This window comes from Ruegeria sp. AA3 (assembly GCF_056542905.1).
The window spans coordinates 77,204-103,168 of sequence record NZ_JBQGAQ010000014.1 but is presented as its reverse complement, the minus strand read 5'-3'; the positions used below and the strand labels follow the sequence as shown (position 1 = coordinate 103,168).

27 protein-coding genes are annotated in these 25,965 nt (G+C 56.8%); 14 read left to right on the top strand and 13 right to left on the bottom strand.

What is annotated here, in order from left to right; all coding sequences use genetic code 11:
* Positions 1-108: 108 nt before the first annotated feature.
* On the bottom strand, positions 109-1,941 hold the full coding sequence (ilvD, locus tag ACR0JR_RS19800; protein WP_170703690.1) for a dihydroxy-acid dehydratase: 1,833 nt from the start codon (positions 1,939-1,941) through the stop codon (positions 109-111).
* Between the two features lie 104 nt (positions 1,942-2,045).
* Between ilvD and ACR0JR_RS19795 the strand changes: the two genes are divergently transcribed.
* The 4 genes from ACR0JR_RS19795 to ACR0JR_RS19780 all read left to right on the top strand — a co-directional run bounded on the left by ACR0JR_RS19795 (position 2,046) and on the right by ACR0JR_RS19780 (position 5,017).
* Complete coding sequence (locus ACR0JR_RS19795) at positions 2,046-2,603, top strand: helix-turn-helix domain-containing protein (protein ID WP_480457670.1); 558 nt, start codon at positions 2,046-2,048, stop codon at positions 2,601-2,603.
* A 12-nt stretch (positions 2,604-2,615) separates the two neighbouring features.
* Positions 2,616-2,885 (top strand): CBU_0592 family membrane protein, encoded by a 270-nt coding sequence (locus tag ACR0JR_RS19790; protein ID WP_480457669.1) that lies wholly within the window; start codon positions 2,616-2,618, stop codon positions 2,883-2,885.
* 93 nt (positions 2,886-2,978) lie between these two features.
* Positions 2,979-3,833 (top strand): 3-mercaptopyruvate sulfurtransferase, encoded by an 855-nt coding sequence (sseA, locus tag ACR0JR_RS19785; protein WP_480457668.1) that lies wholly within the window; start codon positions 2,979-2,981, stop codon positions 3,831-3,833.
* On the top strand, positions 3,833-5,017 hold the full coding sequence (locus ACR0JR_RS19780; protein WP_480457666.1) for an amino acid aminotransferase: 1,185 nt from the start codon (positions 3,833-3,835) through the stop codon (positions 5,015-5,017). The genes sseA and ACR0JR_RS19780 overlap by 1 nt, the downstream gene beginning before the upstream one ends.
* A 67-nt stretch (positions 5,018-5,084) precedes the next feature.
* Here the strand turns inward: ACR0JR_RS19780 and ACR0JR_RS19775 are convergent, their stop codons facing one another.
* Together ACR0JR_RS19775 and ACR0JR_RS19770 are read right to left on the bottom strand one after the other, a co-directional pair.
* Positions 5,085-6,407, bottom strand: coding sequence for an ammonium transporter (locus tag ACR0JR_RS19775; protein ID WP_010438738.1), 1,323 nt, complete (start codon positions 6,405-6,407; stop codon positions 5,085-5,087).
* A 33-nt stretch (positions 6,408-6,440) separates the two neighbouring features.
* Positions 6,441-6,779 carry a P-II family nitrogen regulator gene (locus ACR0JR_RS19770; RefSeq protein ID WP_010438740.1) on the bottom strand — a complete coding sequence of 113 codons (339 nt, stop codon included), beginning with the start codon at positions 6,777-6,779 and terminating at the stop codon, positions 6,441-6,443.
* A gap of 257 nt (positions 6,780-7,036) precedes the next feature.
* On the opposite strand from ACR0JR_RS19770, the gene ACR0JR_RS19765 reads away from it, so the two are divergent.
* On the top strand, positions 7,037-9,223 hold the full coding sequence (locus tag ACR0JR_RS19765) for a transglycosylase domain-containing protein (protein ID WP_480457665.1): 2,187 nt from the start codon (positions 7,037-7,039) through the stop codon (positions 9,221-9,223).
* A gap of 57 nt (positions 9,224-9,280) precedes the next feature.
* Here ACR0JR_RS19765 and leuB read toward each other — a convergent pair whose 3' ends face one another.
* Positions 9,281-10,384 (bottom strand): 3-isopropylmalate dehydrogenase, encoded by a 1,104-nt coding sequence (leuB, locus tag ACR0JR_RS19760; protein ID WP_480457664.1) that lies wholly within the window; start codon positions 10,382-10,384, stop codon positions 9,281-9,283.
* Positions 10,385-10,475: 91 nt separating this feature from the next.
* Between leuB and ACR0JR_RS19755 the strand changes: the two genes are divergently transcribed.
* Entirely contained in the window at positions 10,476-11,003 is a 528-nt protein-coding gene (locus ACR0JR_RS19755; protein WP_480457663.1) for a redoxin domain-containing protein, read from the top strand.
* Between the two features lie 6 nt (positions 11,004-11,009).
* Here ACR0JR_RS19755 and ACR0JR_RS19750 read toward each other — a convergent pair whose 3' ends face one another.
* Positions 11,010-11,903: a LysR family transcriptional regulator gene (locus ACR0JR_RS19750; RefSeq protein ID WP_480457662.1), complete on the bottom strand. Its 894-nt coding sequence runs from the start codon at positions 11,901-11,903 to the stop codon at positions 11,010-11,012.
* Positions 11,904-11,986: 83 nt separating this feature from the next.
* Between ACR0JR_RS19750 and ACR0JR_RS19745 the strand changes: the two genes are divergently transcribed.
* On the top strand, positions 11,987-12,892 hold the full coding sequence (locus ACR0JR_RS19745; protein WP_480457661.1) for a Rossmann-fold NAD(P)-binding domain-containing protein: 906 nt from the start codon (positions 11,987-11,989) through the stop codon (positions 12,890-12,892).
* 10 nt (positions 12,893-12,902) lie between these two features.
* Here the strand turns inward: ACR0JR_RS19745 and ACR0JR_RS19740 are convergent, their stop codons facing one another.
* The 6 genes from ACR0JR_RS19740 to ACR0JR_RS19715 form a co-directional block, all read right to left on the bottom strand.
* Positions 12,903-13,925: an endonuclease/exonuclease/phosphatase family protein gene (locus ACR0JR_RS19740; protein WP_480457659.1), complete on the bottom strand. Its 1,023-nt coding sequence runs from the start codon at positions 13,923-13,925 to the stop codon at positions 12,903-12,905.
* Positions 13,922-14,752, bottom strand: a complete 831-nt coding sequence (locus tag ACR0JR_RS19735; protein ID WP_480457657.1) for a hypothetical protein — start codon at positions 14,750-14,752, stop codon at positions 13,922-13,924. Before ACR0JR_RS19735 ends, ACR0JR_RS19740 begins: the two co-directional genes overlap by 4 nt.
* Positions 14,753-15,082: 330 nt before the next feature.
* Positions 15,083-15,688 (bottom strand): 3-isopropylmalate dehydratase small subunit, encoded by a 606-nt coding sequence (leuD, locus tag ACR0JR_RS19730; RefSeq protein ID WP_010438759.1) that lies wholly within the window; start codon positions 15,686-15,688, stop codon positions 15,083-15,085.
* A gap of 42 nt (positions 15,689-15,730) precedes the next feature.
* Entirely contained in the window at positions 15,731-16,285 is a 555-nt protein-coding gene (locus tag ACR0JR_RS19725; protein ID WP_010438761.1) for an HdeD family acid-resistance protein, read from the bottom strand.
* Between the two features lie 38 nt (positions 16,286-16,323).
* Entirely contained in the window at positions 16,324-17,727 is a 1,404-nt protein-coding gene (leuC, locus tag ACR0JR_RS19720) for a 3-isopropylmalate dehydratase large subunit (protein ID WP_010438762.1), read from the bottom strand.
* 43 nt (positions 17,728-17,770) lie between these two features.
* Positions 17,771-17,878: a hypothetical protein gene (locus ACR0JR_RS19715; RefSeq protein WP_010438763.1), complete on the bottom strand. Its 108-nt coding sequence runs from the start codon at positions 17,876-17,878 to the stop codon at positions 17,771-17,773.
* A gap of 91 nt (positions 17,879-17,969) precedes the next feature.
* On the opposite strand from ACR0JR_RS19715, the gene ACR0JR_RS19710 reads away from it, so the two are divergent.
* The 4 genes from ACR0JR_RS19710 (at position 17,970) to ACR0JR_RS19695 (ending at position 20,849) form a co-directional block, all read left to right on the top strand.
* Positions 17,970-19,322 (top strand): mechanosensitive ion channel family protein, encoded by a 1,353-nt coding sequence (locus ACR0JR_RS19710; protein ID WP_480457655.1) that lies wholly within the window; start codon positions 17,970-17,972, stop codon positions 19,320-19,322.
* Between the two features lie 165 nt (positions 19,323-19,487).
* Positions 19,488-19,847, top strand: a complete 360-nt coding sequence (rsfS, locus tag ACR0JR_RS19705) for a ribosome silencing factor (protein WP_039541351.1) — start codon at positions 19,488-19,490, stop codon at positions 19,845-19,847.
* 44 nt (positions 19,848-19,891) lie between these two features.
* A complete protein-coding gene (rlmH, locus tag ACR0JR_RS19700; RefSeq protein WP_480457653.1) occupies positions 19,892-20,362 on the top strand; it encodes a 23S rRNA (pseudouridine(1915)-N(3))-methyltransferase RlmH in 471 nt (156 codons plus the stop codon).
* Position 20,363: 1 nt separating this feature from the next.
* Positions 20,364-20,849: a flavodoxin family protein gene (locus ACR0JR_RS19695; protein WP_480457651.1), complete on the top strand. Its 486-nt coding sequence runs from the start codon at positions 20,364-20,366 to the stop codon at positions 20,847-20,849.
* 3 nt (positions 20,850-20,852) lie between these two features.
* Here ACR0JR_RS19695 and ACR0JR_RS19690 read toward each other — a convergent pair whose 3' ends face one another.
* Entirely contained in the window at positions 20,853-21,200 is a 348-nt protein-coding gene (locus ACR0JR_RS19690; RefSeq protein ID WP_260023665.1) for a hypothetical protein, read from the bottom strand.
* Positions 21,201-21,235: 35 nt separating this feature from the next.
* Positions 21,236-21,946 (bottom strand): DUF599 domain-containing protein, encoded by a 711-nt coding sequence (locus tag ACR0JR_RS19685; protein WP_480457650.1) that lies wholly within the window; start codon positions 21,944-21,946, stop codon positions 21,236-21,238.
* Positions 21,947-22,026: 80 nt separating this feature from the next.
* Here ACR0JR_RS19685 and ACR0JR_RS19680 point away from each other — a divergent pair, with 80 nt between their 5' ends.
* From ACR0JR_RS19680 to glcF, 3 genes are read left to right on the top strand one after another with little or no spacing between them, the layout of a single operon-like run.
* Positions 22,027-23,466 (top strand): FAD-linked oxidase C-terminal domain-containing protein, encoded by a 1,440-nt coding sequence (locus ACR0JR_RS19680; RefSeq protein WP_480457648.1) that lies wholly within the window; start codon positions 22,027-22,029, stop codon positions 23,464-23,466.
* Between the two features lie 45 nt (positions 23,467-23,511).
* Positions 23,512-24,606: an FAD-binding protein gene (locus ACR0JR_RS19675; protein ID WP_480457646.1), complete on the top strand. Its 1,095-nt coding sequence runs from the start codon at positions 23,512-23,514 to the stop codon at positions 24,604-24,606.
* 3 nt (positions 24,607-24,609) lie between these two features.
* Complete coding sequence (gene glcF, locus ACR0JR_RS19670; RefSeq protein WP_480457644.1) at positions 24,610-25,923, top strand: glycolate oxidase subunit GlcF; 1,314 nt, start codon at positions 24,610-24,612, stop codon at positions 25,921-25,923.
* The last annotated feature ends 42 nt before the right edge of the window (positions 25,924-25,965 follow it).

Genomic DNA, 25,965 nt, shown 5'->3' with positions numbered 1-25,965 from the left:
GCTGGATCATGCCATGATCACATTCCGGGCCGATCATCTGGAACGAGAAGACCTCGATCTTGTTGCTTTGACCCATGAGCTAGTGCAGCGCTGAAAGTTTGAAATAGGTCAAACCTGACGTACTGCGCCTTTTGCGGCACTGGTTGCCAGTTTTGCATAGGCTTTGAGGGCGGTTGAGACCTTGCGTTTGCGTGGGTTGGCGGGGTGCCAGCCTTTTTCGTCCTGTACCTCGCGCCGGGCCGCAAGCTCCTCGTCAGAGACTGCCAAATGAATTGTGCGGTTGGGGATGTCTATTTCGATCTTGTCGCCGGTATGTACCAGACCGATTTCGCCACCTTCAGCGGCTTCTGGCGAGACATGGCCGATCGACAGCCCCGATGTTCCACCCGAGAAACGCCCATCGGTAAGCAAGGCACAGGCTTTACCCAGACCTTTGGATTTCAGGTACGAAGTCGGATACAGCATTTCTTGCATGCCCGGACCTCCGCGTGGACCTTCGTAACGGATAACCACCACGTCCCCCTCTTTGACCTTACCGGTCAGAATATCGTTCACTGCCTGATCCTGGCTTTCGCAAACATAAGCAGAGCCGGTGAATTTCAGGATATTCTCATCAACACCTGCCGTCTTAACGATGCAGCCGTCGCGCGCGATATTCCCAAACAACACAGCCAGACCGCCATCCTGACTGAACGCGTGTTCTTTCGAGCGGATAACGCCGCCTTCACGATCGGTATCAAGCTCTTTGAACCGGTTTGATTGGCTGAAGGCCTGCGTGGTGCGCACGCCTCCGGGCGCGGCCTTGAACAGGTCCTGAGCCTTCGGGTTGTTGGCGACTTTGATGTCCCAGTTGGCAATCGCCTCACCCATCGTGCCCGAATGCACTGTGTGACAATCCTCATGCAGCAGGCCCGCGCGGCTGAGTTCACCCAGGATCGAGAAGATGCCACCAGCGCGGTGAACGTCTTCCATGTGCACGTTTTCGATGTTGGGCGCGACTTTGCACAAACACGGCACCTGGCGACTCAGACGGTCCATGTCGGACATGGTGAAATGCACTTCACCTTCGTGCGCGATGGCCAGCAGGTGCAGCACGGTATTGGTCGAGCCACCCATTGCGATGTCGAGGCTCATGGCATTTTCAAAGGCATCAAACGTCGCAATCTCGCGCGGCAAGAAGCCTTTTTCGTCCAAATCATAGTGTCGTTTGGTGATCTCGACGATCCGGCGACCAGCCTCGAGAAACAGCTCTTTGCGGTCCGCGTGCGTAGCAAGCGTCGAGCCGTTGCCCGGCAGGGCCAGCCCCAGCGCTTCGGCCAGACAGTTCATCGAGTTTGCGGTGAACATGCCCGAGCACGAACCGCAGGTCGGGCAGGCGTTCTCTTCGATATGCTGGACCTGTTCGTCAGTGAACTTGTCGTCAGCAGCAGCGACCATCGCATCCACAAGGTCGATCTTCTTGGCGTCTAGGTCGGCGATGTCGATTTTGCCGGCTTCCATCGGACCACCAGAGACGAAGATTGCCGGGATGTTCAGACGCATGGCAGCCATCAGCATTCCGGGTGTGATCTTGTCGCAGTTCGAGATGCAGACCATCGCATCCGCGCAATGGGCGTTAACCATGTATTCTACCGAATCTGCGATCACCTCGCGCGAGGGCAGGGAATACAGCATCCCGTCATGTCCCATGGCGATCCCGTCATCCACCGCGATGGTGTTGAACTCTTTAGCGACGCCTCCTGCGGCCTCAACCTCGCGCGCGACCATCTGGCCCAAATCTTTCAGGTGCACGTGGCCAGGTACAAATTGAGTGAACGAGTTGACGATCGCTATGATTGGCTTGCCAAAATCGTCGTCGCCCATTCCGGTGGCGCGCCATAAGCCACGGGCGCCGGCCATGTTGCGGCCATGGGTGGAGGTTCTGGATCGGTACATTGGCATGATGCTGTTTCCCTATTGCCCAAGCTGCGATATTGGGTGTGTACGTTATAGCGCACGTATCATATGTACGTTATAACGCACAAGGCAAATCGCAAGGCTTGGATATGGAATCAGACGAGTTAACGCTGAAACTAAGGGATGTTCGCGCTGCATCGGGGTTAAGCCTGTCTAAAGTGGCCGAACTGACCGGGGTCAGTAAAGCCATGTTGGGTCAGATCGAGCGCGGCGAATCGAGCCCGACCATCGCGACCTTGTGGAAGATCGCGAAGGGCTTCCAATTGCCGCTGAGCGCTTTGATTGGCACCGCCGCAATGCGCGACACGGCAGATACCGATGTGTTCAGCACCGTGACATTTCCGGGAAGTATCGAGGTCAAGATTGTCTTTCCCTTTGATCCGGCATTGGGAGCCGAGACATTTCATGTTGAGCTGTCCCCGAACCAAAGCCATGAGTCGCCAGCCCATGCGGCGGGGGTGACCGAAGAGGTCTTTGTGCTCAGCGGAGTTTTGGAAATTCTGCGCGCGGACAAATGGATTCCGCTGCAAGCTGGGCAGGGATTGCGCTTCGCTGCTGATTTGCCGCATGGATACCGCGCTGGTGATCAGGGGGCGGCGTTCCTGAACATGCACCACTATTCCCAATCGGTCGAAAATCTAGATTAGGATCGAACCACCGTGACTGCGTTCTTTGACAGCCTGACATTCGTCGATGCGATCGGCTCCTTCGGGGCATTGATCGTGGTTGTAGCCTATTTTGCCACCCAGATGCGCATGATGAATTCAGACGATCTGGCCTTTCCGGTGGTGAACCTGGTCGGTTCGGTTCTGATCGTGTTTTCGCTGATGCAGAACTTCAATCTGGCATCGATGCTGATCGAAGGCTTCTGGATCATCATCAGCGTGATCGGGATTATTCAGCACTTTCGCCTGCGCCGGGCGGGTTAAATCCAATGCTACCGAAGCGCTAGCGCTATCCAGCCTTGAACCCGCATCGCGCCGAGTATAGGGAAAACCCAAGCTCGCTTAGGGGAGGCTTTGATGCAGGACGATCCAAAAACCCTCGTTTCTACCGAATGGCTTGCCGCTCATATCAAGGATCCGGATCTACGGATACTGGATGGGTCGTGGTACCTGCCGCAGCAAGCCCGCGACGCCAAGGCAGAGTATGACGCGGGCCACATTCCTGGTGCACGTTTTTTCGATATTGATGAGATTTCCGATCATCGTTCGGATCTGCCGCACATGGCACCTCCGGTCGAGAAATTCATGTCGCGCTTGCGGGCAATGGGAGTGGGTGATGGCCATCAGGTAGTGGTTTATGATGGCGCTGGTCTGATGTCGGCAGCACGGGTCTGGTGGCTGTTCCGTCTGATGGGGCAGGAAAACATCGCCGTTCTGGATGGTGGGTTGCCCAAATGGCAGGCCGAAGGACGAGAGATTGAGGACCTGCCTCCGGTTATTCGCGACCGTCACATGACCGTGCGGGTGCAGAACCATCTGATCCGCGATGTCACGCAGGTTTCTGCGGCTGCCAAACTGCATGATCACGAGATAATCGATGCCCGTTCGGCATCTCGTTTCGCTGGTGCCGAGGCTGAGCCACGCGAAGGGTTGCGTTCGGGCCATATCCCCGGTTCTCGCAATGTGCCATTTGGAATGCTGCTGAACAAAAACGGCACGATGAAGTCACCCGAAGACTGTCGTGCAATATTCGAAGCTGCAGGCGTGGACCTGTCGAAACCCACGATCACGTCCTGTGGGTCGGGCGTGACCGCAGCGATCCTCAGCCTTGCGCTCGAGCGCATGGGCAAGAAAGACCACTCGCTTTATGACGGCTCCTGGGCTGAATGGGGTGCCTTCCCGACCCTGCCCGTCGCAACCGGAGAGAACTGATGTTCGAGAACCTCAAACCGCAACCCGCTGACAAGATTCTGGCGCTGATGCAGATGTACCGCGAAGACCCACGTGATCAAAAGATCGATCTGGGTGTCGGTGTGTACAAGAACGCCGAAGGTGTCACACCGGTGATGCGTGCAGTGAAGGCTGCCGAAAAGCGAATTCTCGAAGAGCAAGAAAGCAAGGCTTATACCGGGTTGGCGGGCGATCCGGCTTACGCAGACGCGATGATCGGGCTGATCCTTGGGGACGCCGTGCCACGTGGCAATATTGCTGCCGTGGCGACCCCCGGCGGAACCGGGGCTTGTCGTCAGGCGTTTGAACTGATCCGCATGGCTAATCCGTCGGCCCGTGTCTTCCTGTCGAACCCCACATGGCCGAACCATCCGTCGATCCTGCGTTATCTGGGGATTGAAACCGCCGAATACCGCTATTTTGACAGCGAAACCCGTGGTGTTGATTTCGATGGCATGATCGAAGATCTAAAAACCGCCAATGCGGGCGACGTGGTTCTGTTGCACGGCTGTTGCCACAACCCAACGGGCGCCAACCTGAACATGGTGCAGTGGCAGGAAGTCGTGAACCTGATCAACGAACGCAGCCTCGTGGCGATGATCGACATCGCCTATCAAGGCTTTGGCGATGGTCTTGAGGAGGATGCGCAGGCGACGCGTCTGGTGGCTTCTTCCGTGAAACGCTGCCTCATCGCGGCGTCCTGCTCGAAGAACTTTGGCGTCTATCGCGAACGTACTGGTCTGCTGGTGGCGATCAGTGATGATCCGGCTCAGACTGCGTTGAACCAATCCTCTCTGGCGTTTCTGAATCGCCAAAATTACTCTTTCCCACCCGATCATGGCGCGCGCGTTGTGACCACGATCCTGAATGATGAGTCTCTGCGCGCCGACTGGGCCGCCGAGCTGGAAGAAGTTCGCTTGTCGATGCTGGGCTTGCGTCAACAACTGGCAGACGAGTTGCAACGCCTCAGCGGATCGGATCGGTTCGGGTTTATCGCGCAACACCGAGGAATGTTTTCGCGGCTGGGCGCTGCCCCTGAGCTGGTCGAGAAGCTGCGTGCGGATCATGGTATCTACATGGTTGGTGATAGCCGCCTGAATATCGCAGGATTGAATGCGACGACCGTGCCGATTCTGGCTCAGGCGATCATTGATGTTGGTGTCTGAACCGCGTCTTTAAAAAATGGAAAACCCGGGCGTGAATGCCCGGGTTTTGTTTGCATATGGTTGGCTATTAACCTTTGGAGAACTCCGGATAGGCCTCCATACCAAGCTCAGCCATGTCGAGACCGTTGATCTCATCTTCTTCGCTGACACGGATACCGACAGTGGCTTTCAGTAAGGTCCACAGGATCAGAGCGGCGACAAAGGTGAATACACCGTACGCGATGATACCAGTCAGCTGAGTAATCAAGCTGGCCTCGCCATAGAAGATCACGGCGATGGTGCCCCAGATGCCGGCGAACAGATGAACCGGGATAGCGCCCACAACATCGTCGATCTTGAACTTGTCCAGCATCGGAACTGCGAAGACCACGATGATGCCACCTACGGCACCGATCCATAGGGCGCCAAACAGGGTTGGGGCCAGGGGTTCAGCGGTGATTGAAACCAGACCGGCCAGCGCGCCGTTCAGCACCATGGTAAGGTCAGGCTTTTTGTACAGCAGCTGCGTCAGGATCAAGGCAGCAACCGCGCCGGATGCAGCAGCCATGTTGGTGTTGGCAAAGATGCGCGATACGTCCGAGACATCTCCTACGGTGCCCATGGCCAGCTGCGAGCCACCGTTGAAGCCGAACCAACCCAGCCAAAGGATGAAGGTACCCAAGGTAGCAAGCGCCAGGTTCGAACCGGGCATCGGGTGCACTTTGCCGTCCTTGTACTTGCCAATGCGCGGCCCAAGGATGAGGGCACCTGCCAGAGCTGCCCAGCCACCGACCGAGTGCACGATGGTCGAACCAGCGAAGTCCGAGAAGCCAGCTTCGGACAACCAGCCACCGCCCCACTGCCACGAGCCCGATATCGGGTACATGATGCCGGTCAGAACAACAACGAAGGCAAGGAAAGGCCAAAGCTTGATCCGTTCAGCGACTGCTCCTGACACGATCGAGGCGGTTGCGGCGACAAAGACCAGTTGGAAGAAGAAATCCGAACCGATTGAGGCGTAGTCAAGTGCTGCTGCATCTGCACCAACGCCCACTGGATCAAGCACGGTTGTCGAGAAGAACGGACCCAGCCAGCCTGAAATGGTCCAGCCATCACCGGGGTACATCAGGTTAAAGCCGATCAGCCAGTACATGATCGCAGCAATGGAAAACAGGGCGATGTTCTTGGTCATCTGCATAGCAACGTTCTTGGACCGCACCAGCCCACCTTCGAGCATGGCAAAGCCTGCGGCCATAAAGAACACCAGAAAGCCGCCCATCAGGAACAGCAGCGTGGTGAAGATGTATTGGGTGTGTTGCGCGGGCTCGCCGGTAGCGGCCTCTTGCGCAAGACCCATCTGCGGCAACGCGACAATCGCGGCGGCAGGGATGAGAGATTTCATCAGGTTCATTGTCAGTCCTCGAATGATTGTGAGTGAGCGCGCTTAAAGCGCCTCTTCGTTGGTTTCCCCGGTCCGCACGCGCAGGGCTTGCTCGACATCGAGGACGAAAATCTTGCCATCGCCGATCTTGCCGGTCTTGGCGGTGGTGGTGATGGTTTCAATGATCTGGTCGGCCATCGTGGCGGGCACCACGATCTCGAGCTTGATCTTGGGTACGAAATTCACGGCGTATTCTGCGCCGCGATAAATCTCGGTGTGACCCGATTGCGAGCCGAACCCTTTGATCTCAGTTACCATCATGCCGCGCACGCCTGCATTGGTCAGCGCCTCGCGCACCTCCTCAAGCTTGAACGGTTTGATTGTCGCAATGATCAGTTTCACGTCTTTCCCCTCTATTACCCCGGGTGGCCGGGTATTTTGCACCTGCAGAAAAATGCGTATTCGAGGCTCTGAAGGAACGCTCTCACAGGGGAAATGAGGGGGAATAATCAGCAAATTTGCACATTTTTTGCACGAATAGCGCTACATGATGAAAAAATGGGCAAACAAGTGAGGGGAAATACCAGAATTTCACACCTCTACATGGCCGCTCCGGCGGGGTATGGTGCCCCAAAAGTATAACCGGGCAGAGTTTGAGCATGACTGAGTCCAACCGCCGAAAACCGCGACTGGTCGCAGATAAAAGGTACCCGTCCAAAGGTCGAAAACCTGCGGCGACCAAGCGGGCTGCAAAACCTGCTGGTAAGAAGTCGACTGCCCGAAAAACCGCCCTGCGCAAGACGGCCCGGAAGAAAACGCGGCGCAGTTCTGGTGGGAAGGGCGGTGGCATTTTCCGCCGCCTGTTCCGCTGGCTCTGGCGTCTGTTCTGGGGCGTCACATGGCGGATTGGTGCGGTGGCTGGCTTGCTGTTGGCGCTGGCCGTCGGTGTCGTTTACACATCGCTACCGGATGTGGATGCCTTGTTAGATGGGCGGGCCAAGGGCTCGGTGACCTTGCTGGACCGTGATGGCAAGGTCTTTGCCTGGCGCGGCGATCAGTTTGGTGGCGTGATCACCGCGGATACAGTTTCGCCGCATCTCAAGAATGCCGTGATCGCGACCGAGGATAAGCGGTTCTACCGCCATTTCGGTGTCAGCCCGCGCGGTGTCGCGAGCGCGGTGCGCATCAACCTGAGCGAAGGGCGCGGACCGTTGTCTGGCCATGGTGGCTCGACCATCACACAGCAGACAGCGAAGCTGCTTTGCCTCGGTGTCCCATATGATCCCAGCGCGTGGGAATCAGAGGCCGCATACGAAGCTGATTGCCGTCAGGGTTCGCTTTGGCGCAAAGCGAAAGAGGCAGTTTATGCAATCGCGATGGAGGTCAAATACTCCAAGGATGAAATTCTGACGATCTATCTGAACCGGGCCTTCCTCGGTGCAGGAGCGCGCGGTTTCGAAGCCGCCAGCCAGCGCTATTTCGGCATTTCGGCAGCCGAAGTATCTCCCGCCGAGGCGGCAATGTTGGCGGGGCTTCTGGTGGCACCTTCTCGCTATGCGCCCACGAATAACCTGCAACGATCGCAGGACCGGGCACGGTTGGTGGTTGGGCTAATGGAGGCTCAAGGCTATCTGAGCAGTGCGCAGGCAAGCGAAGCACGCAGTCGCCCGGCGCAGTTGTCTGAAGCCGCCGCCGCCCGAGCAGGTGGTTATTTTGCGGATTGGGTCATGGCCAGTGGGCCTGAGTTTTTCACACGTAACACAACCGAGGACGTGGTGATCCGGACCACGCTGGATCAACGCATTCAAACCTCGGCGGAAGAGGCACTGAAGTTCATCTTCCAAGAGAAAGTGCGCGAAGGGTCCAAAGCGCAGGCCGCTATTGTGGTGATGTCCGCCGATGGCGCCGTGCGCGGTATGGTCGGTGGGCGCAAGACCCGAGTATCGGGCGCGTTCAACCGAGCCACGCAGGCTCTGCGTCAGACGGGGTCGTCTTTCAAACCATTTGTCTATGCGACGGCGTTGGAGCTGGGATATTCACCGTTGGATACGGTTATGGACGAACCGACCTGCTGGGATATCGCAGGGTCGGGCCAGTGGTGCCCGAAGAACTACACCCACAAGTTCTATGGTCGGGTGACTCTAGCGGATGCGCTGAAGAACTCATTGAACATCCCGGCGGTCAAAGTGGCAGATATTTCTGGGCTTGATAATGTCCGCACCGTTGCCAGCGGTTTCGGGCTTTCAAGTGATCTGGCCGAAGGGCTTGCGCTGGCGTTGGGCGCATCGGAAAGCACGCTGATCGAGATGACTGGCGCTTATGCCGGTATCCTGAACGGCGGCTCAGCGGTGGAGCCCTATGGCCTGACCGAGCTGAAACTGCTGGGCGAGACTGACCCCGTCATGGTCACGACAACCGGCATCGGTGAACGCGTCATCAACGACAAGGCCGCCAAGCAACTGACCTGGATGATGGAGCGTGTGGTTTCTGAGGGTACAGGTGGGCGTGCAAAACTGCCGGGCTGGCAGGTGGCGGGCAAGACCGGCACGACCCAAGCCGCGCGGGATGCGTGGTTCATCGGGTTCACAGCGGATTACGTGACGGGCGTTTGGATGGGATACGACGACAATACACCGTTGTCGGGCGTGACTGGCGGAGGTCTGCCGGCGGAGATTTGGAAAGAGACGATGTTGCGCGTGACAGAAGGGATGACGCCCTCACCGTTGCCCATGCTGGCGCCGGACCCACCGGTCAGAACTGCTCAGCCGCAGCAACAGCGCCGTAAGAAACAGACCGGCTTGGATAAGGCGATCAACAATCTGCTGAACAACATTTTTGGTAACTGACGAACAAAAAAAGGCGGTGCGCTGGGCACCGCCTTTGATGTCTGAGTGATCGTAAGATCAGACGCTTTCGTCGAGTGCCGACAGAATTGCATCACCCATTTCGCTGGTCGATACCGGCTCAACACCTTCTTCAGCCAGCAGATCAGCCGTGCGAACACCGTCGGCCAGAACCTTTTCGATCGCCGCTTCCAGACGACCTGCTTCGTCGCCCTGATCGAAGCTGTAGCGCAGCGCCATCGCGAAGCTGAGGATACAGGCGATCGGGTTGGCTTTGCCCTGACCCGTGATATCGGGGGCGGACCCATGTACCGGCTCGTACATCGCCTTGGGACGCCCATTCGCCATCGGTGCGCCAAGTGAGGCGGACGGCAGCATTCCCAGTGACCCGGTCAGCATCGCGGCACAATCGGACAGAACATCGCCGAACAGGTTGTCGGTGACGATCACGTCAAACTGCTTGGGCGCGCGCACTAGCTGCATCGCACCGTTGTCGGCATACATATGCGACAGCTCGACCTCGGGGTATTCCTGACCCACGCGGGTTACGACTTCACGCCATAGGATGCCCGATTCCATCACGTTGGCTTTTTCCATCGAGCACAGTTTCTTGTTCCGACGCATCGCCAGCTCAAAAGCCGAACGCGCGGCGCGTTCGATCTCGGACTCGGTGTAGCGTTGGGTGTTGATGCCAACGCGTTCATTGCCTTCCTCGAAAATGCCCCGCGGCTCGCCGAAATAGACGCCCGAGGTCAGCTCGCGCACGATCATGATGTCGAGGCCTGCTACCACATCCTTCTTCAGCGACGAGAAATCCGCCAGCGCGTCAAAGCATTGAGCGGGGCGCAGGTTAGAATACAGGTCCATTTCCTTGCGCAAACGCAACAGGCCGCGCTCGGGCTTCAGGCTGAAGTCCAAATCGTCGTATTTAGGGCCGCCAACGGCACCCAGCAGAACGGCGTCGACCTCTTGTGCCTTGGCCATGGTCTCATCCGACAGGGGCTTCCCGTGCGCATCATAGGCAGCACCGCCGACCAGATCCTCGCTCACGTCAAATTGAAGACCGCGATTGGCGCCGAACCAATCGATGATTTTGCGCACTTCGGCCATAACTTCCGGGCCAATTCCGTCTCCGGGCAGGATGAGGAGCGAGGGGTTGGACATCGATAGTCTCCTTGCGTTTTGTCGCACAGGCCCTAGCGTTTGCGGCGCATCGGGTCAATGAGACGAACCCGCCAAATCACGAGGAAACCACATGCTGACACCCGGAAATCCGGCCCCATCGCTGAAAATCGAAACTGTAGGCCATGGCACCTTTGATCTTGAGCGTGACGCAGGCGAAAACGGAACGCTGGTGATTCAGTATCGCGGCCTGCATTGCCCGATCTGCATTCGCCAGATGGGCGAGGTCGAAGCAGCGCTGGATGATTTCGCAGAATTGGGGATCGAGGTGATCATGATCACCACGGATACCGGCGAACGAGCGGCGGAAACAGTGGAGAAAGCTGGAGTCTCAAAACTGCGCGTTGGGCACGGCCTGTCCATGGCCGATGCGCGGGATGTCTGGGGTCTGAACATCTCGGTAGCGCGCGAAGGTAGTGCAGAGCCAGCGTTATTCGCCGAGCCGGGGCATTTCTATATCAAGCCCGATCAGACCCTCTATTACGTCTGGCAGCAGACAACGCCTTTTGCGCGACCGCCGATGTCGGACATCGTCGGCGGTTTGAAATTCACCTTGGCCAATAACTATCCTGCGCGCGGCACCTATACCGGCGCGCTGTAGGCGGTTTTAAAGCCGGGCCTTCAACCCGTCGGCTAGCAAATCCCAGACTCTGCGAATGCGCGGGGTCTGTCGCATCGCCTGAGGGGCAGCCAGCCAGACCGGCAGCACTGGTATCTCTACATCGATGTCCAACACCTCGACCTCTGGATCAGCCTGCACAATGCTGAGTTGGCTGAACCCCACCCCGCATCCCGCACGGATCAGTTCCCAATAGGCCGTTTGGTTGTCGCATCGCGTTGCAAAGCTGTCCCGGCTGGCGGGCCAGCCCTTGTTCCGCATGGCGGTGATGATGTCTTCGTTGGTGTCAAATCCCACAAGGTCGTGCTGCATCAGCTCTGTCGGCGTTGTTGGCCGCCCCGCACGACCCAGATAGCTTTGGGCGGCGCAGAAACATAGCGGGACCTCTCCGATATGTTTGGCAACGATATCGACCTGTTCAGGGCGATACATGCGTACGGCGATGTCAGCCTCGCGGAACAGCAGGTTCTCGCTGGCATCCGAGGCGACCAGATCAAGCTGAATCGCCGGTTCTGCCTGCCGGATTGCGGCCAGAATCGGTGGCAACAGGTGGTGTGAGACAAAGACCGAGGCGGTGATCCTGACCGACCCCTCGAGCTGTTGCGCCTGACCCGCCGCCGTCAGCCCCAGCGCATTGACCGCGCCATACATTTGCTGCGCCATCGGCAATACCTGCTGCCCCACTTCGCTGAGCGTTAGCCCGCGCGCGTGTCGGTCAAACAGCGACACGCCCAGTTCTTCTTCCAGCGCATGCACCTGACGTCCCAGCGTTGGCTGGCTGCGCCCAAGTTGCTTCGCGGCCGCGGATAATGAGCCCGTTTCCGCAACAGCGAGAAAACTTTGGATCAAGGACCAGTCAGAAAGTTGAAGAGAATTTGCCATTCAAAAACGAATACATAGTCTGCGGTTTTTGGCAATTTCCAAATACTGATGAATGAATAGATTGGTGTTGAATGGAGGGACCGATGTCACAAACAGCACTTATTCTCGGGGCCAGTGGCCGCTTTGGTCGCAATGCTGCACAGGCTTTTTCCAACGCGGGTTGGGGCGTGCGCCGGTTTGATCGACGCAGCGACAATCTACACTCGGCGGCACGCGGGGCAGACGTTATCGTGAACGCATGGAACCCGCTGTATCCCGATTGGGCGAAGCAAGTCCCTGAATTGCATCGACAGGTCATAGATGTGGCATCTGAACATGATTTGACAGTGATTGTGCCCGGCAACGTTTATGTCTTCGGCGCGGATACGCCTGGACCTTGGTCCAGTGAAACACCCCATCTTGCACGCAATCCGCTGGGGCGCATCCGCATCGAAATGGAAGAGGCATATCGCGCTTCATCCGTGCGGACAATTTTGTTGCGCGCAGGTGACTTCATCGACACCACGGCCTCGGGCAACTGGTTCGATCAGATCATGATCAAACACTTGCAGCGTGGTCGCTTTGTGTACCCGGGCAATCCCGACATCCAGCATTCTTGGGCCTACTTGCCCGATCTGACCCGATCCGCCGTGGCCCTGGCAGACATACGCGGCGAGCTGCCGCGATTCTGTGATGTTCCCTTTGCAGGTTACACTCTGACCGGCAATGAAATGGCACAGATGTTGTCACAGATGACTGGGCAAGACATTGCGCTTAAGCAGATGGCGTGGTGGCCGTTGCAGTTGGCCCGCCCCTTCTGGCGTCTAGCCCCACATCTGCTTGAAATGCGCTACCTATGGGATACACCGCATCGTCTGGATGGAAGTTTCTTTAACGAATTGCTGCCGGGATTTTCGCTGACTGAACCGAACGAGGCGCTTAGAAATGCGATCCCAAAACCTGAAGTCTCTGATGCGGCGCAACGAACCGGTGCAGCTTTGCGATCATGACCGCAGGCGCCTATTGGTTGATGAGATCGACCCAGACAAGCCGGTGACGGCTTGCTGCTTCTGCCGAAGCTCGGGCTTCGGTCTCAGGCCAGTAAATACCTGCATCGTGCACGTGCCAATCGGATGAGGGCAATACGTAATCCACTCTCATTTCGCCTACCCCTTTCCACTGAACTGTTGCGGCCGATCCGGCAGGGTCCAATGGCACTGGGTCTTGGATCAGAGGGTCGGCAAGAAGATCGTTGATTGCAGCCTTGTGCCCTTCGCCGTTGTGCGGGTCCAGATTGGCATCGCCTGCGATGACGAACCGATCTGAAGGAGAAGGCCCCAATTTACCGTCCAGCAGTAGCGACCAGAATCGAACTTCATCCCGGTTGCGTAACCCGTTGCGATCTTCGGGACCATCAAAGACAGGGGGGCTGGCGTGAAACGTCATCAAATTGATACGACCAACAGGGGTGTCGATCGGGACGACCCAATGTGATGTGGATGACAGCCTCTGAATCGCTTGTGCCTGAGGCGAGGGAAATGGATTTCCGTTTATTTTTGGTAACCGGGCACCGGGAAGTTCGTTCCAAAGCATCTCGGTATAGGACTGGACCTCTCTGGCTGCGATGGGATAGCGGGATAAGACTGCCAGGCCGCTTTGGCCCGTGAAGCGCCCCCATCCCTGTGCGTCGCCCGGACCACCAGTTTTTCCGTCCCCATCTAGATCTTCAACGGTTTCGAGCCCCGAATTGGGTTGCTCGAAATAGCTGTTGGGATAATTCAAGCCATGGCCTTCCAGTGCATCAATCAGAGCGTCGAGCGCAAGCCCGTCCAGATCCCAATCGAGCCCTTGCAGTGCAACGATGTCTGGGCGGGTTGTTACCAACACCTCAATAACCGCCGTAACCTGTGGATCTTCCCGCCGGATGTCGCGTAGTAACAGGCCAGGTCCCTTGCGACTAAGTTCAGTATTGTAACTTGCGATGCGCAATGTCTCTGCATGTGCCGCAAACGGCAGCAGCAACAGAAACAGTAGGCGGATCATGCGATTTGAGTAGACTCGGAAGTTGAGTATGCGCGGCGTTTTTCAACGATCAGGCCGGCAATGCGCAGGGTCGCCATGCCTCGCATGATCATGCTGGCCGGTAGGAAGGCCCATGCGCAAAGGGTCCAGATCAACGTCTGCGGATTGCCGAGCGCTATCGGAGTGATGAATGCAGCCATCAGCTTGATCAGGGCAGGGATCAGGAAGGGCAGCAACGCCCCAATTGCGATGTTCAGCCGCCCATCGCGCTGCAATCGGGCAACAACATCTCCACCCTTGGTCGGGTCAAACAAAGGCAGATTGGTCCAAACGTTGAACGCGCCATTTCCTGTTGGCCATCCTCTGAGTTTTACGGCGTAGGCAAAGCTCGCGATGGTGACCAAAGCCGCGACATAGGCGATGCTGGCTGATATACTGACAAGCTCAATAAGTGCTGCGCTGGCGTTTCCGGGAAGCACAAGAACCACGAGCCGAACAGGCGAATAGGGAAAGTCCACCACATTCGCGACCATCAAGCCAATAGAATAGAATACGCCCGTAAGATCCGTGGGGGCATACGCATTCTTACAGATCAGCGTTAAAAAGGTGACCATCGACATCAGGCCAACAAAACGCAACCTGTTTACCGGCGGGGCGTCACGGAATTCGATAAAGCTGGGGAAGGCTGAATTATATTCAGAGAATGTTAGAATAAACGCAAGGATCGCCAGAAAGACGATAATCTCAGTCCCGTTAGACGTCGATGTGGGCAGGTATAACGCGGGGGTTAGCACCATCAGTGCCACCAATAATCCACGTATCGCCGCGCCCGTCGTGCGTGCAATCACAATCCGAACCCTTTCCAAACCGGAGCTGTCGATTCTAAGTCGACTTGTCGTCCAACTTGCGCGCGCCACTTGTTCACTGGCGGCTACCTGTTAGGTGCCACCTTGGCTGATAAGCGGTAATTCGCTCAAGTCAGAGTGCAGAAAACACTGAGTTTCGGGCAAAATGATGGCGCAACTGGTGCGGGATTGCATCAATTTCGACGCAAATCCGACGTGTATATCAAAATGATACCTAGATGTAGTAGATTGGGGAGATTTAACCCCAAGAATGCGAACGGGGCCGCGCTTGCGACCCCGTTAAGTTGAGTATCAACAGATTCGTCCCCAGAATCATACCCAGGGACGGGCTTGGCTTGCGTGATCCTCGAACTTGTCGATGTGATGGTCTTTTTCCATCGTCAGACCAATATCGTCCAGACCGTTCAGCAGGCAGTGTTTGCGGTGTGGGTCGATGTCGAATTCGATGACCACGCCATCCGATGTGGTGATCTGCTGATCTTCCAGATGCACGGTCATACGAGCATTCTCGCCCTTATGCGCGTCATCCATCAGAATCGCGTGATGTTCCTCTTCCACCACGATGGGCAGGATGCCGTTCTTGAAGCAGTTGTTGAAGAAGATGTCGGCGAAACTGGTCGAGATCACGACCTTGATGCCGAAATCCTTGATCGCCCAAGGCGCATGTTCACGGGATGAGCCGCAGCCGAAATTGTCGCCCGCCACCAGAATCTCGGTTTGGCGATAGGCGGGTTTGTTCAGCACGAACTCTTCGTTCTCGCCGCCGTGGTCGTGATAACGCATCTCGTCAAACAGCACGACGCCAAGGCCGGACCGCTTGATGGTTTTTAGGTGCACTTTGGGAATGATCATATCGGTGTCGATATTGATCAACGGCATTGGGGCGGCTACCCCGTGGACTTTTTCGAACTTTTCCATTTCTACACTCCTGCGGGAGAGGGCCGCGCCCATGCCCCGCGTTTAAGCTTCTTTCGCTTCCGTTGTTTCGTCCTTGGGTGCGTTCTTGACGAAGAACGCCATGAAGACCAATCCGAACCCGTTGAACAGCATCTCGATGCCCAGGAAGATCCCCAGTATGCTCAGCAACGCCTGCGGCTCTTGCCCCACATAGCTCCAGATGATGCCTGCGAGGATGATCGACAAGATGCCCGAGATCATCGTGGGCCAGAAAAACTGTGTTCCCTTCATTTGGAACGACAGGATGATCCGCGCTATGCCGCCTGCCATGAACAGGATCAGCACCACAGTCGCGAGCGTCAGCGTGCCCTGCAGCGGGTGATCCAGAAAGGACCAGCCCAGGAACAGCATGACCGCACCCATGATGAGTGACAGGATTTTGTTGCCAGCGCCTTCAACCGTGAAGCCACCAACGATCTGCAATCCGCCTGCGATCAGCAGCAACACACCGGTTACTACTGTTACGGCAACGGACGCCACGACCGGCGCGCCCAATACGAACACACCGAATGCTATGGACAAAAGTCCCAGCAGTAGCCATTTGACCCAATCACTCATGTTAGTCTCTCCATCAAATATCTAGATATGAGAGAGTCTTACATCATTTCACGGACGTCTGTCAGCCGTCCAGTGATTGCCGCTGCGGCAGCCATTGCGGGGCTGAGCAGATGGGTGCGCCCACCGCGGCCCTGACGACCTTCGAAGTTGCGGTTCGAAGTCGCTGCACAGCGCTCACCCGGCTGCAGTTGGTCGGGGTTCATCGCCAGACACATCGAGCATCCTGCCAGACGCCATTCGAACCCGGCATCTTTGAAGATTTCGGCCAAACCTTCTTCTTCGGCCTGTGCACGCACCAAACCCGAGCCTGGTACGACCATGGCGCGCATGCCGTCCTTGATCTTCTTGCCTTTCAGGATTTCCGCCGCAGCGCGCAGGTCTTCGATCCGACCATTGGTGCAAGAGCCGATGAAAACAGTGTCGATTTCAACGTCGCTCAGCTTTTGACCGGCTTCCAGACCCATGTACTCGATCGAACGGCGGGCCGCGTCTACTTTACCACCTTCAAAATCTTCGGGATGCGGTACGGATGCAGTGATCGGCAGCACATCCTCGGGGCTGGTGCCCCAAGTGACGACTGGTGCGATATCTTCACCACGCAGCGTGATGACTTTGTCGAAACGCGCGCCCTCGTCTGTATAAAGCGTTTTCCACCAGTCCATTGCGGCTTCCCACTGTGCACCTTTGGGGGCATGCGGGCGGCCTTTGACATATTCAAAGGTGGTTTCATCCGGTGCGATCAGGCCAGCGCGCGCGCCGCCTTCGATTGCCATGTTGCAGACGGTCATACGCCCTTCCATCGACAGATCGCGGATCGCCTCGCCACAGTATTCGATGACGTAGCCAGTGCCGCCAGCGGTACCAGTCTCACCAATCACGGCCAGGGTGATGTCTTTGGCGGTCACGCCTGGCTGCAGTTTGCCAGTGATTTCCACCTTCATATTCTTGGACTTCTTCTGAATCAGGGTCTGCGTGGCCAGAACGTGTTCAACCTCAGACGTGCCGATGCCGTGGGCCAGAGCGCCGAATGCACCATGAGTCGCAGTGTGGCTGTCGCCGCAGACAACGGTCATGCCGGGCAAGGTCCAGCCTTGCTCGGGGCCAACGATGTGGACGATGCCCTGACGAACGTCATGCACAGGATAGTAATGAATGCCGAAATCTTTGGCGTTCTTGTCCAGAGCTTCGACCTGAATACGCGATTCCGGGTTTTCGATCCCGTTCACGCGGTCCGGAGTGGTCGGAACGTTGTGGTCCGGCACGGCGATGGTTTTTTCTGGCGCGCGCACCTTGCGGCCTGCCATGCGCAGGCCCTCGAACGCCTGTGGGCTGGTGACTTCGTGCACCAGATGGCGGTCGATATACAGCAGGCAGGTGCCATCATCGGCTTCATGCGCGACATGGGCATCCCAGATTTTGTCATAGAGTGTTTTGGGGGACATCGGTCCTCTCCCGTATTTAATGAGAAATAGCTGGCGAGGTGGCTTAGGCGACGGGTAGGCGTGCCAGAACCGTGCGGGCGGCACCAAAGAACCGTTCACGCAGGCGCGCGCGGTCTTCCAGATTCTGTTCTTGGGCCACATTGAGTCTCATGCGCTCCAGATATAACGGGGTTTGCCGTCAATCAAGGTTCAATCCGGGTATGGGCTTGCATCCCCTCACATGGATGGCCAAGCTGGCAGGCATGAACCAGGATCTGTTACCAGAAACGCTGTCCGAGCTTTACGGCAATATGACGGCGGCCTTTTCAGCACAAATTGAAAATTTGATCGAGCTGATGGTCACGCCCGGTTGGCGGCAGTATCAATTGGTTATCATCCTGTTCCTATGGGCGTTGGCGTTTCTTCTGAAACTTCTGACGCAAAAAAGATGGGATGTATGGGCGCGCGCGCGTACCGGCTGGCCGAAATGGCGGCTGCGCATTCTGATCCAACTGATGCGGCGTTTGACGCTGGTCTATTTCGTGCTGCTGACTTGGGGGCTCTACTGGGTCATGCAGCAAACAACGTGGCCTTCGCGTAGCTATATCATAGGTGTATTTGCGACCCTGGCAGCGGCTTGGTTGGCCATTGCGTTGGTATCGCGCTTGGTGCGCAACCGGACACTGCGGCAGATTTTCAAATGGTCCATGTGGGTCTATGCAACGCTAATCGCGCTGAATCTGACGGATGATGTCGCCGGTTTTCTGGACGGTGTGGCACTCTCGATAGGTGATCTCCATATCTCGGCGCTGGGGATCATCAAAGCCGTCCTGCTGATCGGCATTCTACTAACGCTCGCAAGGATCGGAACCCGCGCGGCTGAACGCGGGCTTAAGAGCAATGATGACATCACGCCATCGATGCAGGTGTTACTCGCCAAGGGAATTCAGGTGCTACTCTATGGTGCGGTGTTCATGGCTGCGATCCGCACGCTTGGCTTTGATCTGACCGGGATTGCGCTGTTGTCGGGCGCGATTGGTGTAGGGATCGGGTTCGGGCTGCAAAAAGTGGTCTCGAACCTGATTTCGGGCATCATCATTCTAATGGACCGATCGATCAAGCCGGGCGATGTGATCTCGCTGGGCGATACGTTCGGTTGGATCAATGCGCTGGGCGCGCGCTATGTCTCGGTTGTCACGCGCGATGGGCGGGAATACCTGATCCCAAACGAGGATTTGATTACCAATCAGGTGGTGAACTGGTCGCATTCGGACAAGTTTGTTCGACTGGATCTGGAATTCGGAACCAGCTATGGCGACGACCCTCATAAGGTGAGGGCAACAGCCATACGGGCCGTCAAATCGGTTGGCCGAGTGCTGAGTGGAGGATCCCATGAACCCGTCTGCCACATCACCGGATTTGGCGACAGCAGCGTGGATTACGTGCTGCGGTTCTGGATTAGTGATCCGACCAAAGGGCTGACGAACATCCGGGGCAATGTTTATCTGGCGTTGTGGGACGCATTCCAGGCTGAAGACATCTCGCTACCCTTCCCACAACGTGAAGTTCGTCTGCTGCCGGACGACGCAGAGGCGCAACAACTCGCCAAAGAGTGAGCCGATGTCACTGCGTGAAGCAGCCCGTTCATTGAAATGTTGCAATCCCCTTGTTACCTTATTAGTACCCCAGCGCCGGGGATTTGGCGGCGCGTTGCAAAGGAGGACTATGTCCTGTCTCTACATACACAGGCGGGTTTGCCCGCCGATGATGGGGCCAAAGTAATGGCCCACTCTCAGTCAATCAGCGATAAGCTGCTTGAACGTATCCTTTCCTCACTTTCCGATGACAAGGCCGAAGACGTCGTGCAGATCAACCTGCAAGGTAAGTCTTCTGTTGCGGATCACATGGTGATTGCCTCGGGTCGGTCGACCCGTCAGGTCTCGGCCATGGCGGAAAAGCTGACGGATCGCATCAAGCAGGAATTCGGTTTCACCTCAAAGGTCGAAGGCAAGGATGCCGGCGACTGGGTGCTGATCGATACGGGCGACGTGGTCGTTCATATCTTCCGCCCTGAAGTGCGTGAGTTCTACCAGCTGGAAAAGATGTGGCTGCCTCAGGGCGGCAGCGCCTCGGCGAATTGAGGCGCCATCCCGGCCCGTATTGAGGGGCCGGAGGCGAGAGAGACATGCGTATCAGCATCGTTGCGGTCGGGCGATTGCGCGCCGGACCGGAGAAATCCCTGCTTGATGATTACCTGACTCGTTTCGACCGAACCGGCCGTGCGCTGGGTTTTGGTCCCGCGCGGGTGATCGAGGTCGAAGACAAGAAAAACGCGGGCATGGGGGCCGAGGCCGCGCTGCTGCGGAAAGCTCTGCCCAAGGGCGCGGTGATCTGTACGCTGGATGAGCGCGGACGGGTGATGTCCTCACCTGATTTTGCAAAAAAGCTGGGTGGATGGCGCGATGCGGGCCGACAGGATCTGGCGCTGATCATCGGCGGAGCGGACGGAATAGACCCTAATCTGCGGGCCGAGGCCGATTTTTCCCTGTCCTTTGGGTCAATGGTCTGGCCCCATATGCTGGTCCGTGTGATGCTGGCTGAGCAACTCTACCGGGCCGCAACCATCCTGTCGGGCGGTCCCTATCACAGGGTCTGATATGGCGCAGCTTTTGATCGTCTACCATTCGCGCACCGGCGGTGCCCGGCAGATGGCCGAAGCCGCTGCCGATGCAGCGCGAGGCGAGGCGAACACCATCCTGAAATCCGCCGATCAGGCCGGGCCAGACGATCTGCTGGCCTCTGATGGATACATCTTCTGCGCGCCCGAGAACCTGGCTGCGATTTCGGGTCTGATGAAAGAGTTTTTCGACCGCTGTTACTATCCGGTGCTGGGGAGGATCGAAGGTCGACCCTATGCGCAGATGGTCTGCGCCGGATCAGATGGTGAAAATGCCGCGCGACAGATGGCACGGATCGCAACGGGGTGGCGGTTGAAAGAGGTGCAACCGCCTCTGATCATCTGCACTCATGCGCAAACGCCCGAGGCAATCCTGGCTGAGAAGATCATTCCTCAAGACCAACTGAATAACTGTCGCGAAATTGGTGCGGCCCTGGCGGCAGGTCTCAGCCTCGGGGTGTTCTGAAGGTCAGTTCAGATCGACCACTGTCGTGTCTTCGCTCCAACCACCGACATTGTCGCGCGCCTGAATTTGCACCTGCGTGGTCCCGTCCGGGATCATCACCCCGCCCAAAGACCGGGTAAAGGGTTGCTCGTCAACATGAGGGTGGTGCAGCACGCGCATCCCCAGTTCGTTTCCCTGCATATCCAGAACTCGCCAGCCGTCGGCATAATCATCCCATCCGGTATCGGGATGACGGATCGTGACATCGAATCGCCAGGTATCACCGTTCGAACGGGCCGAGACCTGTTCGATCGTCGGAGAGTCAGCGAAGGCGGGGCTGGCCAGTAAGGCGCTGAGAATCAGATATCGCATAGGGTCAAACTATGCGCTCGGGCGCGGCATTGCGATCACGACTCTGTGTTTGGTGGCGCTGTCATCATGACGGTTCGCGAATGCGAGGCGAACTCGCGACGATATAGGACTCCAAATGTAACGGCTGAGCTCAAGATTAATGCCATTGGTCCCAAAATCCAGGCAATGGATGCCAAAGCAAAGTAGGTTGCCCGCAACGCGCGATTGAAACTGCGCGCCGCCGTGATGCAGATATCGCCTGCCTGAGCGGCACGGGCATAGGCCTGCGGATGATCGGTGTCGTTTGGAACCGCGGCCATCAAGATGGCGCAATATCCAAACAAACGATGCGACCAGACAAATTTCAGAAATGCGTTCGACAGAAAAAGAAGAATAATCAGTATTTTGACCTCCCACACCATTGCGGGCGCACGGCCAATGGCAAGGTCTTCGGCAACTCCGGCCAAGCGCTCGGTATTGCCAAGCAATGCCAAGCCGCCGCCAATTGCAATCATGATCGTTGACGCAAAGAACGTACTGCCCTGACGCATGGCCGAGATCACCTGTGCATCGAACACACGTGGCTGGCGCGTCACCATCTCTCGCATCCAGACCTTGCGGAAATCATCCATCATCAACGACACCGACGGTTTCTGAGGGGATGGATTCTCGATCCTCCACCCAATTCCCAGCCAAGCTGCAAACAGAAGCAGTACGGCAACGTAGTCTAGCGGAGAGAACAGCAATGTGCGGTCGATCCAGGTCATGCCGCGACACTATTGCTGGATTCAGAAACTTGCCAGCAGGTAAAATTGGTAATATAATTTTACCAAATGGAGGGTCAGCGATGGAAATGCCGCAACCAAATCCGGATGTCATGGCGCGTAAGCAAGCTTTGGTTGCGCGGTTGCAGCAGTTCCTGCCGGGGGATGCCGTCATCCACGATGTGGCCGAAACGCGTGCATATGAATGTGATGCGTTGACCGCTTACAAATGTCCGCCCTTGTTGGCGGTACTGCCGTCGACAACACAGCAGGTTTCTGATGTTTTGCGCATTTGCCACGAACTGAGTGTGCCCGTGGTGCCGCGCGGTGCAGGGACCTCGTTGGCCGGCGGTGCTTTGCCGACAGCGGATTGCGTGATCCTAGGCGTTGCTCGGATGAATGAAGTGTTGGAGATCGACTACGACAATCGGTTTATCAGGGTGCAGACTGGCCGAACCAATTTGAGTGTGACCGGAGCCGTTGAAGAAGAGGATTTTTTCTACGCCCCTGATCCTTCGTCCCAACTTGCCTGCGCCATCGCCGGGAATATCGCGATGAATTCGGGCGGGGCACATTGCCTGAAATATGGCGTGACGACCAACAACCTGATGGGCGTCACCATGGTGATGATGGATGGCAGTGTGGTCGAAATTGGAGGCGCGCACCTGGATGCCGGTGGGTTGGACTTGCTGGGCGTGATTTGCGGATCCGAAGGGCAGCTGGGCGTGGTGACTGAAGCAACGCTGCGGATCTTGCGCAAACCCGAAGGGGCGCGACCTGTTTTGATGGGGTTCGATGACAACGAAGTTGCGGGCCATTGTGTCTCTGACATTATCAAATCGGGCATTCTACCCGTCGCAATCGAGTTTATGGACCGCCTGTGTATCAGAGCCTGCGAGAATTTCGCCCATGCTGGCTATCCCGATTGTGAGGCGTTGCTGATCGTCGAGGTTGAAGGGTCAGAGGCTGAGATCGACAGCCAGCTTTCGAAGATCATCGAGATTGCCAAACACCACAATCCCGTTGAGCTGCGCGAAAGCCAATCCGCTGATGAAAGCGCGCGTATCTGGCTCGGGCGGAAATCGGCATTTGGTGCGATGGGGCAGATCAACGATTATATGTGTCTTGATGGGACGATCCCGGTCTCATCGCTGCCCTTTGTGCTGCGCCGCATCGGAGAGTTGAGCAAGGACTACGGCCTACCTGTTGGCAACGTGTTTCATGCCGGTGACGGGAACATGCACCCATTGATCCTCTTTGACGCCAACAAACCGGGTGATCTTGAGAAATGCGAGGCGTTCGGGGCGGACATCCTGAAGCTTTGCGTCGATGCCGGCGGCTGCCTGACGGGGGAGCATGGGGTTGGCATCGAAAAGCGCGATCTGATGACCCATCAATATGCGGCTCAGGACCTTGAGGCGCAGATGGCTGTGAAAGATGTATTTGATCCTAACTGGCTGCTGAACCCAGCCAAAGTGTTCCCATTGGCGGCGTCAGCGGAGCGTAGGATGGCGGCGGAATAGGGGCTTTGCCCTCACCCTCAAGAAATTTGTGAAAAGATGAACGCAATGAGACCTGAAACCGAGGCTGAACTTGCAGAAACCGTTGCTGGGCTTAACGGACCCGTATGTATTGCGGGCGGTGGTACACGCGGCGTGGTTGGTGCGGAACCGGAGCTGAGTACCGCTGGACTGAGCGGGATTACTCTCTATGAACCCGGAGCGCTGACTCTGGTCGCGCGTGCGGGAACTCCTGTTGCTGAGATTGAGGCGGCTCTGGATGCCGAGGGTCAGCAATTGGCATTCGAGCCAATGGATCACTGCGGTTTGTTGGGCACGACTGGTGAACCGACGATTGGTGGCGTTGTTGCAGCCAACATCTCGGGGTCTCGCAGAATTCAGGCCGGGGCCTGCCGGGATTTCCTGCTGGGCGTCCGTTATGTCGATGGCCTTGGGCAAGTCATCAAAAATGGTGGACGGGTGATGAAAAATGTCACCGGCTACGATTTGGTGAAACTGATGGCCGGGTCATGGGGCACATTGGGAGTTTTGTCAGAAGTCTCGCTGAAGGTTTTGCCCAAGCCAGAGACTCAGGCCACATTGGCTGTCAGTGCCGATGATGTAGGAACCGCAGTTGATCTTATGTCGACTGCCCTGAAATCCCCATACGAAGTGAGCGGCGCGGCGTATGATCCGAAGGATAGACAGGCGTTTTTGAGGATCGAGGGATTTGCCGACTCGGTCGCTTATCGGGCTAGTCGATTGAGCGAAATCCTAGGCAACGAATGCACCGAGTTGGAGGAGTCGCGCAAGCGGTGGGCTGATCTGCGCGATGTGCGTGCGTTCCATGATCTGGAAGGCGATGTCTGGCGCTTGTCGGTGAAACCCGGTGATGCCCTGGTCATTGCGGATCGGATCGAAGCAGGGAGGACCCTGCTTGATTGGGGTGGTGGTTTGATATGGGCGCTGGTGCCAAAGGGCACGGATTTGCGTGCGCGCTTGGGGGCCTTCGAGGGCCATGCGAGCCTTGTACGTGCAGATGCCCATACGATGGACGGATTTGGTCGGTTTCAACCAGAGAACCATCAGGTTAAGGCTCTAACAAGGGCAATTCGGCTGAAATTCGATCCGCGTAGCGTGTTCAATCCGGGTCTTATGGGGTAGACGATGCAGACGACATTTACCGAAAAGCAGCTGCAGGACCCCGCGATTGAGCGGTCCAATGAAATTCTGCGGAACTGCGTTCATTGTGGTTTCTGTACTGCAACGTGCCCCACTTACCAGGTTCTTGGTGATGAGTTGGACAGTCCTCGCGGACGCATCTATCTGATCAAGGATATGTTGGAGAATGAACGTGTCCCGGACGAAAAGACCGTCAAGCATATCGACCGCTGCTTATCTTGCCTCGCCTGTATGACCACTTGTCCCTCGGGTGTGCACTATATGCATCTGGTCGATCACGCGCGGGAATACATCGAAGATAATTACAAACGCCCATTCTCGGATCAGGCACTGCGTTGGATACTGGCCAAAATCTTACCTTATCCTACGCGCTTTCGATGGGCGCTGATTGGTGCAAAGCTGGGCCGCCCGTTCCGGTTATTGATGCCGGATGCGCGACTGAAAGCGATGCTGGATATGGCGCCCAAGCATATTCCACCGGTTAGTCGCAATGATGATCCCCAGAGTTTTGCACCAAAAGGTTCAAGAACCATGCGTGTGGCGTTGATGACAGGGTGCGCGCAAAAAGCGCTGAATACAGACATCAACGATGCCACGATTCGTCTGCTCACCCGCTTGGGATGTGAGGTAGTGGTTGCTGAAGGGGCAGGGTGTTGTGGAGCGTTAACTCATCATATGGGTAAAACGGGCGAAAGCCACGCTTCTGCCGCCACCAACATCCGGGCCTGGACGCGCGAAATGGATGGCGATGGCTTAGATGCGATTGTCATTAATACATCGGGGTGTGGGACTACGGTGAAGGATTATGGCCACATGTTCCGCAACGACCCACTTGCTGCAGATGCCGCGCGGGTGTCGGCGTTGGCGCTGGATATCAGCGAACTGTTGGTTCAGTTGGATTTGCCATTCAGAGACAAAAAAGAACTGGTCGTTGCCTACCATGCAGCATGCTCTTTGCAGCATGGCCAAAAAGTTACTACCCACCCCAAAAGTCTGTTGAAATCTGCTGGATTCACTGTGTTAGAGCCTACTAGTAGTCATTTATGCTGCGGCAGCGCCGGAACCTATAACCTTATGCAGCCTGCAATTTCCAGTCAGCTAAAACAGCGCAAGGTGCGCTCGCTTGAGGCCAGAAATCCCGATGTGATCGCAGCAGGAAACATAGGGTGCATGATGCAGATCGGGTCCGGAACCGACACGCCCGTTGTCCATACCGTCGAACTGCTGGATTGGGCCACAGGAGGGCCCAAACCGCGCGCGCTGCACGGTGATACCAGCGGCATACCGCAATTACGTTAGCCAATTGCTGCAAGCGGGCATCAGATCAGAGCGAATCCAGGA